The organism is Streptomyces durmitorensis (genome assembly GCF_023498005.1).
GTDB classification, from domain to species: domain Bacteria; phylum Actinomycetota; class Actinomycetes; order Streptomycetales; family Streptomycetaceae; genus Streptomyces; species Streptomyces durmitorensis.
On record NZ_CP097289.1, the window covers coordinates 7313719 to 7329748 of the forward strand.

General features: G+C 71.1%; 16 protein-coding genes. 12 read left to right on the forward strand and 4 right to left on the reverse strand.

Annotated features, from left to right (window positions below; translation table 11 throughout):
• Nucleotides 1-13: 13 nt before the first annotated feature.
• From pyrG to M4V62_RS32730, 11 genes are all read left to right on the forward strand, one after another.
• Nucleotides 14-1678 carry a CTP synthase gene (gene pyrG, locus M4V62_RS32680; protein ID WP_249590791.1) on the forward strand — a complete coding sequence of 555 codons (1665 nt, stop codon included), beginning with the start codon at nt 14-16 and terminating at the stop codon, nt 1676-1678.
• 86 nt (nt 1679-1764) lie between these two features.
• Nucleotides 1765-2391, forward strand: a complete 627-nt coding sequence (locus tag M4V62_RS32685; RefSeq protein WP_249590792.1) for an NUDIX domain-containing protein — start codon at nt 1765-1767, stop codon at nt 2389-2391.
• A gap of 162 nt (nt 2392-2553) precedes the next feature.
• Nucleotides 2554-4653 carry a tetratricopeptide repeat protein gene (locus M4V62_RS32690; RefSeq protein ID WP_425575301.1) on the forward strand — a complete coding sequence of 700 codons (2100 nt, stop codon included), beginning with the start codon at nt 2554-2556 and terminating at the stop codon, nt 4651-4653.
• 144 nt (nt 4654-4797) lie between these two features.
• On the forward strand, nt 4798-5913 hold the full coding sequence (gene ald, locus M4V62_RS32695; RefSeq protein ID WP_249593107.1) for an alanine dehydrogenase: 1116 nt from the start codon (nt 4798-4800) through the stop codon (nt 5911-5913).
• A gap of 324 nt (nt 5914-6237) precedes the next feature.
• Entirely contained in the window at nt 6238-7422 is a 1185-nt protein-coding gene (locus tag M4V62_RS32700) for a ParA family protein (protein ID WP_249590793.1), read from the forward strand.
• Complete coding sequence (locus M4V62_RS32705) at nt 7407-8003, forward strand: hypothetical protein (RefSeq protein WP_249590794.1); 597 nt, start codon at nt 7407-7409, stop codon at nt 8001-8003. The genes M4V62_RS32700 and M4V62_RS32705 overlap by 16 nt, the downstream gene beginning before the upstream one ends.
• Before the next feature lie 17 nt (nt 8004-8020).
• The gene (locus M4V62_RS32710; protein WP_249590795.1) at nt 8021-9013 is read left to right on the forward strand and encodes a segregation and condensation protein A; all 993 of its coding nucleotides are present in this window, start codon (nt 8021-8023) and stop codon (nt 9011-9013) included.
• On the forward strand, nt 9010-9666 hold the full coding sequence (scpB, locus tag M4V62_RS32715; protein ID WP_249590796.1) for an SMC-Scp complex subunit ScpB: 657 nt from the start codon (nt 9010-9012) through the stop codon (nt 9664-9666). Before M4V62_RS32710 ends, scpB begins: the two co-directional genes overlap by 4 nt.
• Before the next feature lie 10 nt (nt 9667-9676).
• Nucleotides 9677-10900: a pseudouridine synthase gene (locus tag M4V62_RS32720; protein ID WP_249590797.1), complete on the forward strand. Its 1224-nt coding sequence runs from the start codon at nt 9677-9679 to the stop codon at nt 10898-10900.
• A gap of 132 nt (nt 10901-11032) precedes the next feature.
• The gene (locus M4V62_RS32725) at nt 11033-11761 is read left to right on the forward strand and encodes an NUDIX hydrolase (RefSeq protein WP_249590798.1); all 729 of its coding nucleotides are present in this window, start codon (nt 11033-11035) and stop codon (nt 11759-11761) included.
• Nucleotides 11758-12771: an ADP-ribosylglycohydrolase family protein gene (locus M4V62_RS32730; protein ID WP_249590799.1), complete on the forward strand. Its 1014-nt coding sequence runs from the start codon at nt 11758-11760 to the stop codon at nt 12769-12771. Before M4V62_RS32725 ends, M4V62_RS32730 begins: the two co-directional genes overlap by 4 nt.
• Here M4V62_RS32730 and M4V62_RS32735 read toward each other — a convergent pair.
• The 4 genes from M4V62_RS32735 to M4V62_RS32750 are packed head-to-tail and all read right to left on the reverse strand — an operon-like array spanning nt 12768 to nt 15313.
• On the reverse strand, nt 12768-13508 hold the full coding sequence (locus M4V62_RS32735) for a nucleotidyltransferase domain-containing protein (protein WP_425575300.1): 741 nt from the start codon (nt 13506-13508) through the stop codon (nt 12768-12770). The genes M4V62_RS32730 and M4V62_RS32735 overlap by 4 nt on opposite strands.
• Nucleotides 13509-13530: 22 nt before the next feature.
• Nucleotides 13531-14004 carry a Rieske (2Fe-2S) protein gene (locus M4V62_RS32740; RefSeq protein WP_249590800.1) on the reverse strand — a complete coding sequence of 158 codons (474 nt, stop codon included), beginning with the start codon at nt 14002-14004 and terminating at the stop codon, nt 13531-13533.
• Complete coding sequence (locus tag M4V62_RS32745) at nt 14001-14594, reverse strand: DUF6529 family protein (protein WP_249590801.1); 594 nt, start codon at nt 14592-14594, stop codon at nt 14001-14003. The genes M4V62_RS32740 and M4V62_RS32745 overlap by 4 nt, the downstream gene beginning before the upstream one ends.
• A 29-nt stretch (nt 14595-14623) precedes the next feature.
• Nucleotides 14624-15313: a hypothetical protein gene (locus M4V62_RS32750; RefSeq protein WP_249590802.1), complete on the reverse strand. Its 690-nt coding sequence runs from the start codon at nt 15311-15313 to the stop codon at nt 14624-14626.
• A gap of 189 nt (nt 15314-15502) precedes the next feature.
• On the opposite strand from M4V62_RS32750, the gene M4V62_RS32755 reads away from it, so the two are divergent.
• Nucleotides 15503-15970: a YidB family protein gene (locus M4V62_RS32755; RefSeq protein WP_249590803.1), complete on the forward strand. Its 468-nt coding sequence runs from the start codon at nt 15503-15505 to the stop codon at nt 15968-15970.
• The last annotated feature ends 60 nt before the right edge of the window (nt 15971-16030 follow it).

Below are 16030 nucleotides of genomic sequence, written 5' to 3' on the forward strand. Positions count from 1 at the left end.
CCCCCCTTTGGCTATGCAGCCTAAATCCACGACGACCAAGCACATCTTCGTCACCGGGGGTGTCGCCTCTTCCCTCGGCAAGGGTCTGACTGCCTCCAGCCTGGGTGCGCTCCTCAAGGCGCGCGGCCTGCGCGTCACCATGCAGAAGCTCGACCCGTACCTGAACGTCGACCCCGGCACGATGAACCCCTTCCAGCACGGCGAGGTGTTCGTCACGAACGACGGCGCCGAGACCGACCTGGACATCGGCCACTACGAGCGCTTCCTCGACGTCGACCTCGACGGCACGGCGAACGTCACCACCGGCCAGGTCTACTCGCAGGTCATCGCCAAGGAGCGGCGCGGCGAGTACCTCGGCGACACCGTCCAGGTCATCCCGCACATCACGAACGAGATCAAGCACCGCATCCGCCGCATGGCCACCGACGACGTCGACGTGGTCATCACGGAGGTCGGCGGCACGGTCGGCGACATCGAGTCCCTGCCGTTCCTGGAGACCGTCCGCCAGGTCCGCCACGAGGTCGGCCGCGACAACGTCTTCGTCGTGCACATCTCGCTCCTGCCCTACATCGGCCCGTCCGGTGAGCTGAAGACCAAGCCGACCCAGCACTCGGTCGCGGCCCTGCGCAACATCGGTATCCAGCCCGACGCCATCGTGCTGCGCGCCGACCGCGACGTGCCGACCGCCATCAAGCGCAAGATCTCGCTGATGTGCGACGTCGACGAGGACGCGGTCGTCGCCTGTGTCGACGCCAAGTCGATCTACGACATCCCGAAGGTCCTGCACACCGAGGGCCTCGACGCCTACGTGGTGCGCAAGCTCGACCTCCCGTTCCGCGACGTGAACTGGACCCAGTGGGAGGACCTCCTGGACCGGGTGCACAACCCGAACCACGAGGTCACCATCGCGCTGGTGGGCAAGTACATCGACCTGCCCGACGCCTACCTCTCGGTGACCGAGGCGCTGCGCGCGGGCGGCTTCGCCAACCGCGCCCGCGTCAAGGTCAAGTGGGTCACCTCCGACGACTGCAAGACCCCGGCGGGCGCCGCCAAGCAGCTCGCCGACGTCGACGCGATCTGCATCCCGGGCGGCTTCGGCGACCGCGGCGTGACCGGCAAGGTCGGCGCCATCACCTTCGCCCGCGAGAACAAGATCCCGCTGCTCGGCCTCTGCCTCGGCCTGCAGTGCATCGTGATCGAGGCCGCCCGCAACCTCGCGGACATCCCCGACGCCAACTCCACGGAGTTCGACGCCGCGACCGCCCACCCGGTCATCTCGACCATGGCGGAGCAGCTGGACATCGTCGCGGGCGAGGGCGACATGGGCGGCACGATGCGCCTGGGCATGTACCCCGCGAAGCTCGCCGAGGGCTCCATCGCCCGTGAGGTGTACGACGGCAAGGAGTACGTCGAGGAGCGTCACCGTCACCGCTACGAGGTGAACAACTCCTACCGCGCCGAGCTCGAGAAGAAGGCCGGCATCCTCTTCTCCGGCACCTCCCCGGACGGCAAGCTCGTCGAGTACGTCGAGTACCCCCGCGAGGTCCACCCCTACCTGGTCGCCACCCAGGCGCACCCGGAGCTGCGCTCGCGCCCGACGCGTCCGCACCCGCTCTTCGCGGGCCTGGTGAAGGCGGCAGTCTCAAGGCAGGAAGCAGAGCGCCAGACGGGTAAGTAACACAAGAGCGATACGGTTGCCGGGGTACGAGCCTTATGAGGCGCGTGCCCCGGTTTCTGTTTGCACGTGTGGGAGGACAGGGCGACATGACGATCAAGGACACCGCCGAGGAGTGGCAGGTCACGGCCACGGAGACACCCTTCGTGGGGAACAAGACCTCCGTGCGCACCGACGATGTGGTCATGCCCGACGGGACCGTCGTCCGCCGTGACTACCAGGTGCACCCCGGCTCGGTCGCCGTGCTCGCCCTGGACGACGCCGGCCGCGTCCTGGTGCTGCGTCAGTACCGCCACCCCGTCCACCACAAGCTCTGGGAGATCCCGGCCGGGCTGCTCGACATCCCGGGCGAGAACCCCTTGCACGCCGCCCAGCGCGAGCTCTACGAAGAGGCGCACGTCAAGGCCGAGGACTGGCGCGTCCTGACCGACGTCTACACCACGCCCGGCGGCTGCGACGAGGCCGTGCGCATCTTCCTCGCCCGCGACCTCTCCGAGGCCGACGGCGAGCGCTTCGAAGTCTCCGAGGAGGAGGCCGACATGGAGCTGGCGCGCGTACCGCTCGAAGAGCTCGTACGCGGTGTGCTCGCCGGCGAGCTGCACAACAACTGCCTCGTCGTGGGCGCCCTTTCGCTGACGGCCGTGCTGAGCGGCGACGGCGTCGACGCGCTGCGCCCGGCCGACGCGCCCTGGCCCGCGCGCCCCTTCGAGGCCTGAGAAGGGGCCATCGGAGGGCTCCGGTGTGACGATCTACTGATCCGATCGGGGGACTTGCGCGCGCCGCTCGTCGGGGGAGGCGCCAGGGCCTGAACTAGGCTCTGGAAGCGTCCCGACCGGAGTCCCGTTCGGGTTCGCGCGCAGGCGGACGGAGCATGGCCCGTGACGGATCAGGCGGTCGACACGGACGGATCGGCAGCGGGCGGCGCGGTGCCGCGGCCCGCTTCGGCCCAGGCTTCCGACGGCGGTCAATTCGTCGGCAGGCGCCGGGAGTTGAAAGAGCTCCGCGCCGACATCGACCGCGCGGGGCTCGACACGATCTCGGGCCGCAAGGCGCCACGCGCACGCGTGCTCCTCGTCGCGGGCCGCCCCGGCTCGGGCCGCACCGCGCTCGCCGAGGAACTCGCGCGGCAGCTCGCCGACGACTATCCCGACGGGGTGCTCCGCGCCCACCTCACCGAACCCGACGGCACGCGCGTGCCCACGGAGCGCACCGCCCGCGAGCTCCTGGACGCCCTCGACGTCCCGGCGCCCCCGGGAGCCGACGAGGACGAGCTCGCCGAAGTGCTCCGAGAGGCACTCTCCGGCCGCAGGGCCCTGCTCCTCCTGGACGGCGCCGCGGACGCCGAGCAGGTCGACCCGCTGCTCCCGGACGCGCCCGAATGCCTGGCCGTGGCCGTCTCGGAGGGCCCGCTCACCGGGATCCCGGACGTGCGTCCGTGCACGCTGGGCGGCCTGGACTCCGCCGCCGCGGTCGAACTGCTCTCCCGCGCGGCGGGCCCGGTGCGCATCACCGTCGACCCGCGCTCCGCGGAGAGCCTGGTCGAGGCGTGCGCCGCGCACCCCGCAGCGCTCGTCCTGGCCGGCGGCTGGCTCTCCGTGCGGCCCAAGGCGGCCGTCGCCGACCTGGCCAAGCAGGTGCACGACCGCCCCGAGGAGGCCTCCGCGCTCGCGCGCGTCTTCCACCATTCGTACGCCTCGCTGCCGGGGACGGCCGCGCGGATACTGCGACTGCTCTCCCTCGCCCCCGCCGGCCACGTGGACCCGCACACCGCTTCCGCGCTCGCGGGCTGCTCGGTCTCCGCGGCCCGCACGACCCTGGACGACTTCGTGAAGCTCGGCCTGGTCAGGGCCGTGGATTCGCCGCTTCCGCAGTACGAGGTGCCGGGCTGCCTCGTGCCGCTGCTCCGCGCGTGCAGCGAGAGCCAGGACCGGCCCGCCGAGGTCCAGCTGGCGCGCGCCAGGATGCTGGAGCGGACCGTGCGTCTGCTCCAGTCCTGCCGGGCGATCACGGAGCCGGACGGCTCCGCCGCCCGCAAGAAGCTCGCCGGGATGCCGCGCGCCCTGCGTTTCCCCAGCCCCGCCGCAGCCTCCGAGTGGCTGCGCATCCGCCGGCCCGCCCTGCTGGCCGCCGCCCGCCTCGCGGTCGCCGACGGGGAGCTCGACACCCTCGCGCGTCGCCTGATGGCGGCCCTGACACGGGCCCTGGTCGCCCACCGGGGCACGGAGGACGCGGCTCCCGAGCTGTACGGCATCCACCGCCTCGTCCTGGATGTCGCCGAGCGCAGGAACCTGCCCCGCGAGAAGGCGGCGGCCCTCCTGAACCTCGCGGATCTGGACGCCAGGACGGGGCGTACGCAGGAGGCGCTGGTGCGCTATCGGCTGGCTCTGGACGCCGGACGGCAGGCAAATGATCCGTACGCGACCGGCCGCGCGATGGAATCCGTAGGCGGCGCCTACCAGGAGCTGGGGGACTGGTCGCGGGCCTCGGACTGGTTCGGGCGCGCCCTCGCCCATCGGCTCGCGCGCGACGAGCGCACCGACGCCGCCCGCCTCTACGGCCGCATCGGGACGGTGCACACCTACGCGGGCCGCTACGGAGAGGCGCTGCGCAACTGGAGCTCGGCCGTCACCGGGCACCGCAAGACCGGCGATGTGGCGGGCCAGGCAAGGGCGTTGAGCGAGCTGGCGCGGGTGCAGGAGTACGCGGGCCGGCCCGAGGAGTCGCTTCGCACCTGCCAGGAGGCCGTCGAGTGGGCGCGGCAGGCCGGTGACGTACGTCTCCAGGCGGCGCTGCAGCTCAGGCTGGCCGACACCCTGGACCGGCTCGGCGACCCGGCGGCGGCCCGGCTGCACCGCGGTGCGGCCGAGCGCATGCTGGGAATGGAGCTCGGGGAGGTCACAGGGCCTGCATCGAAGGATTCGAAGGATGGAGCAGGGGCTTCCGCCTACGAAATCCGTAGCGCTTCCGCAGAAGATTGATGCATTGAAAGGCTAGACAGCGAGAAGTCCTTCATTAGACTGGCTCCGCCGCGTACTTCCGTGGTGTCTCCGATGCGCCCTCTTGTGTATCGGTATGTAGTGCATTGCCCGAAAAACCCCTGAGCCAAGAGGACCGTGATCGACGTGAAGGTCGGCATCCCCCGCGAGGTCAAGAACAACGAGTTCCGGGTGGCCATCACCCCCGCCGGTGTGCACGAGCTGGTGCGCCACGGCCACCAGGTCGTCATCGAGCGGAACGCCGGTGTCGGCTCCTCGATCACGGACGCGGAGTACGTCTCCGCGGGCGCCGTCATCCTGGACACCGCCGACGAGGTCTGGGCCACCGCCGACCTCCTCCTGAAGGTCAAGGAGCCGGTCGCCGAGGAGTACCACCGCCTCCGCAAGGACCAGACCCTCTTCACCTACCTGCACCTGGCCGCCTCCAAGGAGTGCACGGACGCGCTCCTGGAGTCCGGCACCACCGCCATCGCGTACGAGACGGTCGAGACCGCGAACCGCGCGCTCCCGCTGCTCGCCCCGATGTCCGAGGTCGCGGGCCGCCTGGCCCCGCAGGTCGGCGCCTACCACCTGATGGCCGCCAACGGCGGCCGCGGTGTCCTGCCCGGCGGTGTCCCGGGTGTCGCGGCCGGCAAGGCCGTCGTCATCGGCGGCGGCGTCTCCGGCTGGAACGCCGCGCAGATCGCCATCGGCATGGGCTTCCACGTGACCCTGCTCGACAAGGACATCAACAAGCTCAAGGAGGCGGACAAGATCTTCGGCACGAAGATCCAGACCGTCGTCTCCAACGCCTTCGAGCTCGAGAAGGCCTGCATCGAGGCCGACCTCGTCATCGGCGCCGTCCTCATCCCCGGAGCCAAGGCCCCGAAGCTCGTCACCAACGAGCTCGTGGCGCGGATGAAGCCGGGAAGTGTCCTTGTCGACATCGCGATCGACCAGGGCGGCTGCTTCGAGGACTCGCACCCGACGACGCACGCCGAGCCGACCTTCCCGGTCCACAACTCGGTGTTCTACTGCGTCGCCAACATGCCCGGCGCGGTGCCCAACACGTCGACTTATGCCCTGACCAACGCGACGATGCCGTACATCGTCGAGCTGGCGAACCGCGGCTGGGTCGAGGCACTTCGCCGCGACAAGGCGCTCGCCCTGGGCCTCAACACCCATGACGGCAAGGTGGTTTACAAGGAGGTCGCGGAGTCGCACGGCCTCGAGCACGTCGAGCTGGAGACGCTCCTCGGCTGAACCTGACCGCTTTCGTCAACGAAAGTCGTCAATCTCACGCCCACGGCCGGACCTTGAGAGGGGTCCGGCCGTATGCGTATGTCCGTGGACATGGTCAACTCGCCTTGAACGTAACCCTTTAACCGATTCGACCACCCCGGAAATGTGCCAATGGCACCCCGCGCGCCCTTGACATGGGGGCGTTCGATTGCCGACACATCGGGCCGGGTCCGGCGGATTGTGTTGCTGCGGACCGGTGACACGCCATAGAGTCGCCAACCGTCGGCATGGTGCCACGCTGACCTATCGAGAAATTTCCTGGTCACCAAGGAGGTAAGACGACTTGTGAATGAGTCGACATTTGCTCCCGGGGGTGGTCAACCAGGAACCTCTGAGCGGGGCCAAGGACCCGTGGGGCTCGAGGCTGTCGGCTCCGTCGCTGTCCGCACCTTCGAAGCCCGCCAGAAACCGCAGCCGACGCAACCGACATCGTCTGCACCCCAGAGCATGGATGGCCATCACGTGAACGCCATGGCCGGCGACCGGAGTGGCGAGAACACCACCCACACCCAACTCGCCGACTACGAGGAACTGCCCCAGGGGCACTTCTACGACCCTGACGCCGAGTACGAGCCCGATCCCGAGTACGCGGCCACGCTGGCCCCGGACGCGGCCCGTCAGCGCCGTGAGCGCATCGGTCCCACGGGACGCCCGCTGCCGTACTTCCCGATTCCGGGTCCGCTGACCGATCACGGTCCCGCGAAGATCATCGCGATGTGCAACCAGAAGGGCGGCGTGGGCAAGACGACGTCGACCATCAACCTGGGTGCCGCGCTCGCGGAGTACGGACGCCGGGTCCTGCTGGTCGACTTCGACCCGCAGGGCGCCCTCTCGGTGGGCCTCGGGGTGAACCCGATGGAGCTGGACCTGACGGTCTACAACCTGCTCATGGAGCGGGGCATGTCGGCCGACGAGGTGCTGCTGAAGACGGCGGTCCCGAACATGGACCTGCTGCCCAGCAACATCGACCTGTCGGCCGCCGAAGTGCAGTTGGTGAGCGAGGTCGCGCGCGAGTCCACGCTGCAGCGGGCGTTGAAGCCGCTGATGCAGGACTACGACTACATCGTGATCGACTGTCAGCCCTCGCTCGGCCTGCTCACCGTGAACGCCCTGACGGCGGCTCACAAGGTGATCGTGCCGCTCGAGTGCGAGTTCTTCGCGCTGCGCGGTGTGGCCCTGCTGACGGAGACCATCGAGAAGGTCCAGGAGCGGCTCAACCCCGACCTGGAGCTCGACGGCATCCTGGCCACCATGTACGACTCCCGCACGGTGCACAGCCGTGAGGTGCTCGCGCGGGTGGTCGAGGCCTTCGACGATCACGTGTACCACACGGTGATCGGACGCACGGTCCGCTTCCCGGAGACCACGGTCGCCGGTGAGCCGATCACGACGTACGCATCGAACTCGGTCGGCGCGGCCGCTTATCGCCAGCTCGCCAGGGAGGTGCTCGCCCGGTGTCACGCCGAGTGAGTCTGCCGGGGGCCGACGAACTGTTCCGTACGACCGGGGGGATGGCGCTGCAGTCGTCGTCCCCGCGACGCCAGGCGAACGGCGAGGCACGGGTGCCCCCGCCCGCGGGCGAGAGCGACGAGACCGCTGCCGGTGACGCGCACGGCGGTGCCGCTGCCGGTGACGGCGGTGACGCCGCCGAACACGGCGCGGCCGACGCGGAGTCGGGAGAATCCCGCAGCCGCTCGGCCGGCGCCGACGCCGAGAAGGACGGGCGCCGTCCCGGTCAGGGCCAGGAAGGCGCCGCACAGGGCGGCGGCGGACGGTCCGCGAACTCCCCCTCCACGGCACAGGCGCGGCGGCGCGCACGGGCGGCCAACCGGCGGCCCAGCGGGCGTGAGCGGCACGACGAGAAGATCACCGTGTACGTGTCCGCCGAGGAGCTGATGGACCTCGAGCACGCGCGTCTCGTCCTGCGGGGCGAGCACGGGCTCGCGGTCGACCGCGGGCGGATCGTGCGCGAGGCGGTGGCCGTCGTTCTCGCGGATCTCGAGTCCCGCGGGGACGCGAGCATTCTCGTACGACGGTTGCGCGGGCGGTAGCGGTAGCGTTCCCGCCGATGCCCCTGAACGACGATTCCGCACTGCCTGCCCGCCGCCGCGCCCTGGGGCGCGGTCCTGGGTCGGCTCCCGCGGAGCCCGAACCGGAGCCGGAGTCGGTCCCCGAACCGGAACCAGAACCGGAACCGGAGACGGCCCCGGAGCCGGTGCCGGAGTCGTCCGCCGAGCCTGACGACGGCAGGTTCAAGGTCCGGCTCGCCAACTTCGAGGGCCCCTTCGATCTGCTGCTTCAGCTCATCTCGAAGCACAAGATGGACGTCACCGAGGTCGCGCTGTCCACGGTGACCGATGAGTTCATGGCGCACATCCGGGCCATGGGGCCCGACTGGGACCTGGACCAGACCACCGAGTTCCTCGTGGTCGCCGCCACCCTGCTCGACCTCAAGGCGGCCCGCCTTCTGCCCTCCGCGGAGGTCGAGGACGAGGCGGATCTCGCGCTGCTCGAAGCGCGGGACCTGCTTTTCGCGCGGCTTCTGCAGTACCGCGCGTACAAGCAGATCGCCGACATCTTCAGCGGGCGTCTCGACGACGAGGCCCGGCGCTATCCGCGGACCGTGGGCCTGGAGGCCCACCACGCCGAGCTGCTGCCCGAAGTCGTCATCAGCATCGGCGCGGCGGGGTTCGCCGCGCTGGCCGTGAAGGCGATGCAGCCCCGCGCGAAGCCCCAGGTGTACGTCGACCACATCCATGCCCCGCTGGTCTCCGTGCAGGAGCAGGCCGGTCTGGTCGTGGCCCGGCTGCGGGAGCGGGGCGAGGTCAGCTTCCAGGTGCTCGTCGAGGACGCGGGGGACACCCTCACGGTCGTCGCCCGTTTCCTGGCCCTCCTGGAGCTGTACCGCGAGAAGGCCGTGGAGCTGGACCAGGAGACCGCCCTGGGCGAGCTGATGGTGCGGTGGACCGGCGGGGACGGCGACGGGGAGCCGACGGTGACCGACGAGTTCGACCGCGCACCCGATCCGCCGGGTGAGACGAGTGAGGAGACGGTCACATGAGTGTGGAGAGTCCCGCGGGAGATCTGGCCGGTGCCGTCGCCGACCTGGAGCTGCGGCCCGCCCTGGAAGCCGTCCTCATGGTCGTCGACGAACCGGCCACGGAGGAGCACCTCGCCAAGGTCCTCGACCGGCCCCGGCGGCAGGTCGCCGACGCACTGCGGGAGCTCGCCGACGAGTACACCGTGCAGCGCCGGGGCTTCGAGCTGCGGCTCGTGGCCGGCGGCTGGCGGTTCTACACGCGGCCCGAGTACTCCGCGGCCGTCGAGCGCTTCGTGCTGGACGGGCAGCAGGCACGGCTCACCCAGGCGGCTCTGGAGACCCTCGCGGTCGTCGCGTACCGCCAGCCGGTCAGCCGTTCCCGGGTCTCCGCGGTGCGCGGGGTGAACTGTGACGGCGTGATGCGGACGCTCCTCCAGAGGGGTCTGGTGGAGGAGGCGGGCGCGGAACCCGAAACAGGTGCGATCCTGTACAGGACGACGAACTACTTTCTGGAGCGGATGGGCCTGCGTGGCCTGGACGAGCTCCCGGAGCTGGCGCCCTTCCTCCCCGAGGCGGAGGCGATCGAGGCCGAGACGCTGGAAGGCGTTCCGTCGTTCGACCCGGACGCACCCGATGCGCCGGGTGACGAGTACACCGAGCGCACAGTCGACTAACGGAAATTTGATGCGAAGCAGCAACGGCAGGAACAGCAGCGGAAACAACGGCGGGAGCCGTGGTGGCAACAGCGGCAGCCGTGGCAGCAGCGGTGGGCGCCCGACCGGCGGAGGCCGCGGGAGTGGCGGCGGCCGCCCGAGCGGCGGTGGGCGCCCGAGCGGTGGCGGCCGTGACTACCGGGGTTCCGGCAACAGCCCCGACCGGCAGGGTCGCGGCGCCGGTGGCGCGCGCGACGACCAGGCCGCCCCGAAGCGGGAGAGCAAGCCCCGTCCCGAGGAGCGCCGCTACGACGTGGGCGGCGACGCCTCCCGCAAGGGCCGTGGCGCGGCCGCGCGCGGTGGCGCCAAGGGCGGCCCCAGGGCCCCTCAGGGCTCGGACAGGGGCACCCGGCGCGGCGCGGGGGCTCCCGCGACGTCCCGCGAGTACGACGCGCGGCAGGAAGAGCGCAACCGCGAGCGGTACGCGGGCAAGCCGAAGGTCAGCCCGCCCAAGACCTTCCCGGGCGCCGAGCAGGAGGGCGAGCGGCTGCAGAAGGTCCTCGCCCGTGCTGGCTACGGCTCGCGCCGTGCCTGCGAGGAGCTCGTCGAGCAGGCCCGTGTCGAGGTCAACGGCGAGATCGTGATGGAGCAGGGCCTGCGGGTCCAGCCGGAGCGGGACGAGATCAAGGTCGACGGCCTGACGGTCGCCACCCAGTCGTACCAGTTCTTCGCACTGAACAAGCCCGCCGGCGTCGTCTCCACCATGGAGGACACCGAGGGCCGCCAGTGCCTGGGCGACTACGTGACCAACCGCGAGACGCGGCTTTTCCACGTGGGGCGTCTGGACACGGAGACCGAGGGCGTCATCCTGCTCACCAACCACGGTGAGCTGGCCCACCGGCTCACGCACCCGAAGTACGGCGTGAAGAAGGTCTACCTCGCGCACATCGTGGGCCCGATCCCGCGCGACCTGGGCAAGCAGCTCAAGGACGGCATCCAGCTCGAGGACGGGTACGCCCGCGCGGACCACTTCCGCGTCGTCGAGCAGACCGGCAAGAACTACCTGGTCGAGGTGACGCTGCACGAGGGCCGCAAGCACATCGTGCGCCGCATGCTCGCGGAGGCCGGCTTCCCGGTCGACAAGCTGGTGCGGACGTCCTTCGGGCCGATCACTCTCGGCGACCAGAAGTCGGGTTGGCTGCGCAGGATGTCGAACACCGAGGTCGGCATGCTGATGCAGGAAGTCGACCTCTAGGCCGTAGGCGCTACCGAGGTCACCGAAGGCGGCCGGTCCCTGCACACGCAGGGACCGGCCGCCTTTTTGTGTGTTGCGGGGCGCGACCCCCTCCCTTTATAGTCGCAGTGACTATAAAGGGAGGGGGGAGTCATGCAGGACTACGACAAGTACGCCTTCGAGCCGTTCGCCGTCACCGTCGACCTCGCCGTCCTCACCATCCGCGCGGGCCGCCTGCACGTGCTGCTCGTCGAGCGCGGCCAGGAGCCGTACCTGGGCCGCTGGGCGCTGCCCGGCGGATTCGTGCTGCCCGAGGAGTCGGCCGAGACGGCGGCCGGACGGGAGCTCGCGGAGGAGACCGGCCTCGCGGACAGCGACGGGCTCCACCTGGAGCAGCTGCGCACCTACAGCGAACCGGGCCGCGATCCGCGGATGCGCGTCGTCTCCGTCGCCTTCGCGGCGCTCGTGCCCGATCCGCCCGCCGTGCACGCGGGCAGCGACGCGGCCCGCGCGGAGTGGCTCGCGTACGGCACCCAGGGCCCGCTCGCCTTCGACCACGACCGGATCCTCGCCGACGCCCACGACCGCGTCTGCGCCAAGTTCGAGTACACCGGCCTCGCCACCGCCTTCTGCCCGCCCGAGTTCACCCTCGGCGAGCTGCGGCAGGTCTACGAGACGGTGTGGGGCGCCGAGCTCGACCCGGCCAACTTCCGGCGCAAGGTGCTCGGCACGTCCGGCTTCGTCGAGGCGATCCCCGGGGCCGCGCGCCTCACCGGCGGCCGCGGCAAACCGGCGGCCCTGTACCGCGCGGGCCCGGCCACCTCCCTGCACCCGCCCCTGCTCCGCCCCACGGCCACTCCCTCGGAAGGACAGCCCTCATGAAGCGTGCCGCCACCGGATCCCTCATGGGCCTCGCCCTCGGGGACGCGCTCGGCTTCCCGACCGAGTTCAACGACGTACCGTCGATCCTCGCCAAGTGCGGGCCCTGGCGGGAGATGGAGCTGCCCCGGCCCGCGATCGTCACGGACGACACGCAGATGACGCTCGCGCTCGGCCGTGGCCTGCGTACCGCCATGGGCCGTGGGCTGCTCGGGCCCAGGCGGATGGAGCGGCCGGTGCGCGAGGAGTTCGTGGAGTGGTACCAGTCGCCGGAGAACAACCGCGCCCCCGGCAACACCTGCCTGAAGGCCTGCTACCTCCTCAAGACCGGCAAGCCGTGGGAGGAGGCGAGCCAGGTGCACTCCAAGGGCTGCGGCGCCAACATGCGCGTCGCGCCCATCGGGCTCGTCCCCGGCCTGAGCGACGAGCAGCGATCGGGCGCCGCCCAGCTGCAGTCCGCGCTCACCCACGGCCACCCGACGGCGCTCGCCGCTTCGGACCTCACGGCGCACGCCGTGCGGCTGCTCGCCCAGGGCGCCGAGCCGACGGGGCTCGTGGGGCTGCTGCGCTCCTACGCGTACGAGAACCGCGAGACGTACCGCGCGCACTGGCTCGGCGAGCTGTGGACGCGCGGAGGTGATCCGACGCCGGGGGCGTTCATCGCGCGCGGCTGGGACGAGTGCCTGGCCGTCCTCGAACGCCTGGAGGCCGCGCTGAGGCACACCAACCCGGAGACCGACCCCTGCCTGGCCACGGGCGAGGGCTGGATCGCCGAAGAGGCGCTCGCCACGGGGCTGCTGTGCTTCCTGCAATTCGTGGACGAGCCCCTCACCGCCCTGCGCAGGGCCGCCTGCACCTCGGGCGACTCCGACTCGATCGCCTGCCTGGCCGGAGCGTTCGCGGGCGCCCACCTGGGCGCTGACGCCTGGCCCGCCGCGTGGGCCGAGCGGATCGAGTACCGCGCGGAGCTGCTTGCGCTCGGGGCGCTCTGGGACGGGGGCGCGGGCGCCTAGGCCGCTGCTGCCACCGCCGACGCCCGGCGTGCGCGGAACAGGAAGTCCTCGACGCGGCTGCGGTCCGGCTCGGGCGGCAGGGAGGTGTGCGCGGCCGCCGACTCGGCCTGTTCCGCGAGGCGGTTCATCCAGGACTCGACGTCCGGCCAGGAGACCTCGCCGCGCTTGACCGCGAGCAGCGGCTCGCGCTGGTCGCCGACGTCGAGGGTCAGCTCGCCGGTGCGCAGCAGATCGCGGCAGCTCGTCAGGAGGCGCAGGAGGTGCATCGCGTGCTTCCAGCGGGGCGCGCCGTGCAGGCGTACGTCCGCTTCCAGCTTCTTGTGCTGGCCCAGTGCGTAGCCGACGAAGGTGGTGTGGACCTGGCGGGAGAGGAACGCGTCGCGCAGGGCGAGGAGTTCACGGCCGGTGTCCGTGACGTCTTCCACCAGGGTCGAGTGCAGGCACTCCAGGATGTTCGGATTGGCGCGCAGGGCCAGCTCGCAGAAGCGCTCCAGCTCCCAGCTGAACTGCTCCTCCGCCGGTCCGTCCACGTGCGTGGGCGGCTTCTCGAAGCGCCAGAAGAGCGGGGTCGGGGCCAGGAAGACCCCCCTGCGGTCGGTGTCGCTGCCGTCCGTGGCCAGGCCGAAGGCGCGCGAGCCCATCACACAGGCGTAGACGGTGTGGTCGCGTACGAGAGCCAGGTCCGGGTCCAGGTCCTTGGCGTCCTTGGCATCCTTGGTGTCCTTGGGGCGGTGCATGCCGGGAGCGTACGGCCAGGGGCTAGCCGAGGGTGATCGAATTTCCGGTGACCGTGATGTTCTGCGGGGGGAGCGCGCGCGGGGCGGGGCCGTCCGCGACCGAGGCGTCCGCCACGCGGTACTTGCTGCCGTGGCAGGCGCAGTTGATCGTGCCGTCCGCGACCTCGCTGACCGTGCACCCCGAGTGCGTGCAGACCGCCGAGAACGCCTTGAAGTCGCCCTCCTCGGGCTGGGTCACGACGATCTTCTTGTCCTTGATGACCTTGCCGCCGCCGACCGGGATGTCGGAGGTCTTGGCCAACTCCTCTGCCTTGGGAGGTGGTTGATCCCGGTCCTTGCCGCCCGACTTCGACGCCGAGGGCGACGCGGACGTCGGCTGCGACTTCGGCGGCTCCGGTTCCGCGCCCTCGTCCCCGTACTTGCTGCACCCGGCGGTCAGCGCGACCGCGCCGCCCGCGGCGATGACGGTGCGCCGCGAGGGGCGCGCGCCGCTCATGTCGTCACCCCGAACGTGCGGAAGAACCACAGCGCCGACGTCCACCAGACCACCGTGAGGACCACGAAGACCAGGCCGCCGACGACCGGGAGCAGCCAGCCGGGCAGCTTCTCCGAGCGCAGCAGCAGCATCTTGGCGCTGAACGCGCCGAAGAAGAAGCAGCCGAGCAGCGAGTGCCACATCACCCGGCTCGAGTACGTCTGGTAGCCAAGGGCGTAGAGGCAGTGGACCGCCACGGGGACCGCCACCAGAAACGCGATCCGGCCCGACCAGCGGTGCAGCGCCGACGACCAGGACGGCCCCGGCAGGCGCCCGTACACCATGAGCGCCGAGACGACCTGGACCAGCGCGAAGGCGAACGCCGTCGTGCCGAGCCAGGCCTTGACCGCGCTCGTGCTGCTGAACCCGGCGAGGTTGAAGGCCGTGCCCTCGGGGTCGTGCGTCTTGCCGTACACGCCGAGGCCGACGGCGACGGCCGCGGCGACCAGGGCGGGGACGAGGTAGCGGGCGGGGTGCGGGCGGCGGTGGTCGCCCGCCGCCGGGGGCGGGCCGAAGCCGCCCTGTGTCGCGGCGTTCGGATCGACGCTCATGGCGGCTCCCTGGTCGGGGCGGAGCGGGGTCAGGGCACGACGGGACGGGCGGTGAGTTCGCCGCCGTCGAACGGGACGGTGCCGGTCTCCGGGTCGAGGCGCGGGGCCTTTTGCGGCTTGCCGTCCTCCTTGAGGATCCCGACCTGCCGCCCGTCGGGCAGGACGATCCAGCCGCCGTCGATCTCGGCGCCGCGCACCTCGGTCGTCGCGCGGTACAGGCCGGAGGGCTTCTTCGCCCTGGCGGCGGTGAAGTCCCGTGGCTGTTCGTCGATCTCGACCTTGCCGCGGACCGCGTTGTCGGCGAGCGTGGCGTCCAGCTTCGCGCCGTCCTTGCCGGTGAGGCGCATGGAGCCGTCGTCCTTGACGTCGCCCTTCAGCCAGGACTCGGCGTCACGGCCGTTGCAGTAGTACGCGATGGCCTTGTCGTCACGGATCGAGACGGAGACCGCGGCGGCGTCGTCGGCCGTGCGGCCCGCGTACTCGGACTTCCCGGTCGGCTTCCCGGTCGGCTTCTTCGGCGGGCTCTTGGACGGGCTCTCGGTGGGTGCGGGCGTGCTCTTGGTGGGCTTCGCGGATGAGGGCGCCGGCGAGGCGGAGGCGCCGGGCGAGTCCTGTCCGTACGACGAATTTCCCTCCCCTGTCGTCGCGTTGAGCGACAGCATGAACAGGGCGAGCAGCAGTCCCCCGAGAAGCGTGTAGAGCGGTCCGGAGCGCTTCATGCGGCCTCCCCCGAGGCGTGGGCCGTGCCAGACCCTCCATGCAAGCGGACCCGTGCCCCGGCGTCCATAGTTGAACGGCCACCAATCGGGCCAAGTGGCGACAGGGGGCGATTCGGGTGACATTGGCATGGTCTGAGGTCCGCGCCCGATCGAGGCGCCGACCCGGCCACTCACTCGAAAGGCGCGACCATGGCGGGTAACGATCTGGGAAGCCTTCTCGGCGGTCTCCTCGGCGGCGGCCAAGGCGGCCAAGGCGGCCAGGCCGGTGGCTCCGGAGGCGGCAACGTCCTTGGCTCACTGCTCGGCGGCCTCCTCGGCGGCGGCGCGGGCGGCGCGGCCGGCGGCCAGGGCGGCTCCGGCGGCGGCAACCCGCTGGGCGGCCTGATGGACATGATCACGAAGTCGGGCCTGGTCAGCCAGGAGCAGCTGGACTCCTGGGTCGGCAAGGGCGACAACCAGCCGCTGAGCCCGGACCAGGTCAAGCAGTCCGTCCCCGACGAGACCCTGGACAAGGTGGCCGCCGACGCGGGCGTCAGCCGCGACGAGGCCGCCGACCAGATCGCGCAGCAGCTGCCCCAGGCCGTCGACAAGCTGACCCCCGAGGGGCAGGTCCCCACGGGCTCGCTGGAGGACATCATCAAGGAGCAGAAGCTCTGACCCCACCCCGGTGAGGCACCGTGGGGCACGCGGCGTCCGTCTCGGCAGGCGGGCGCCGCG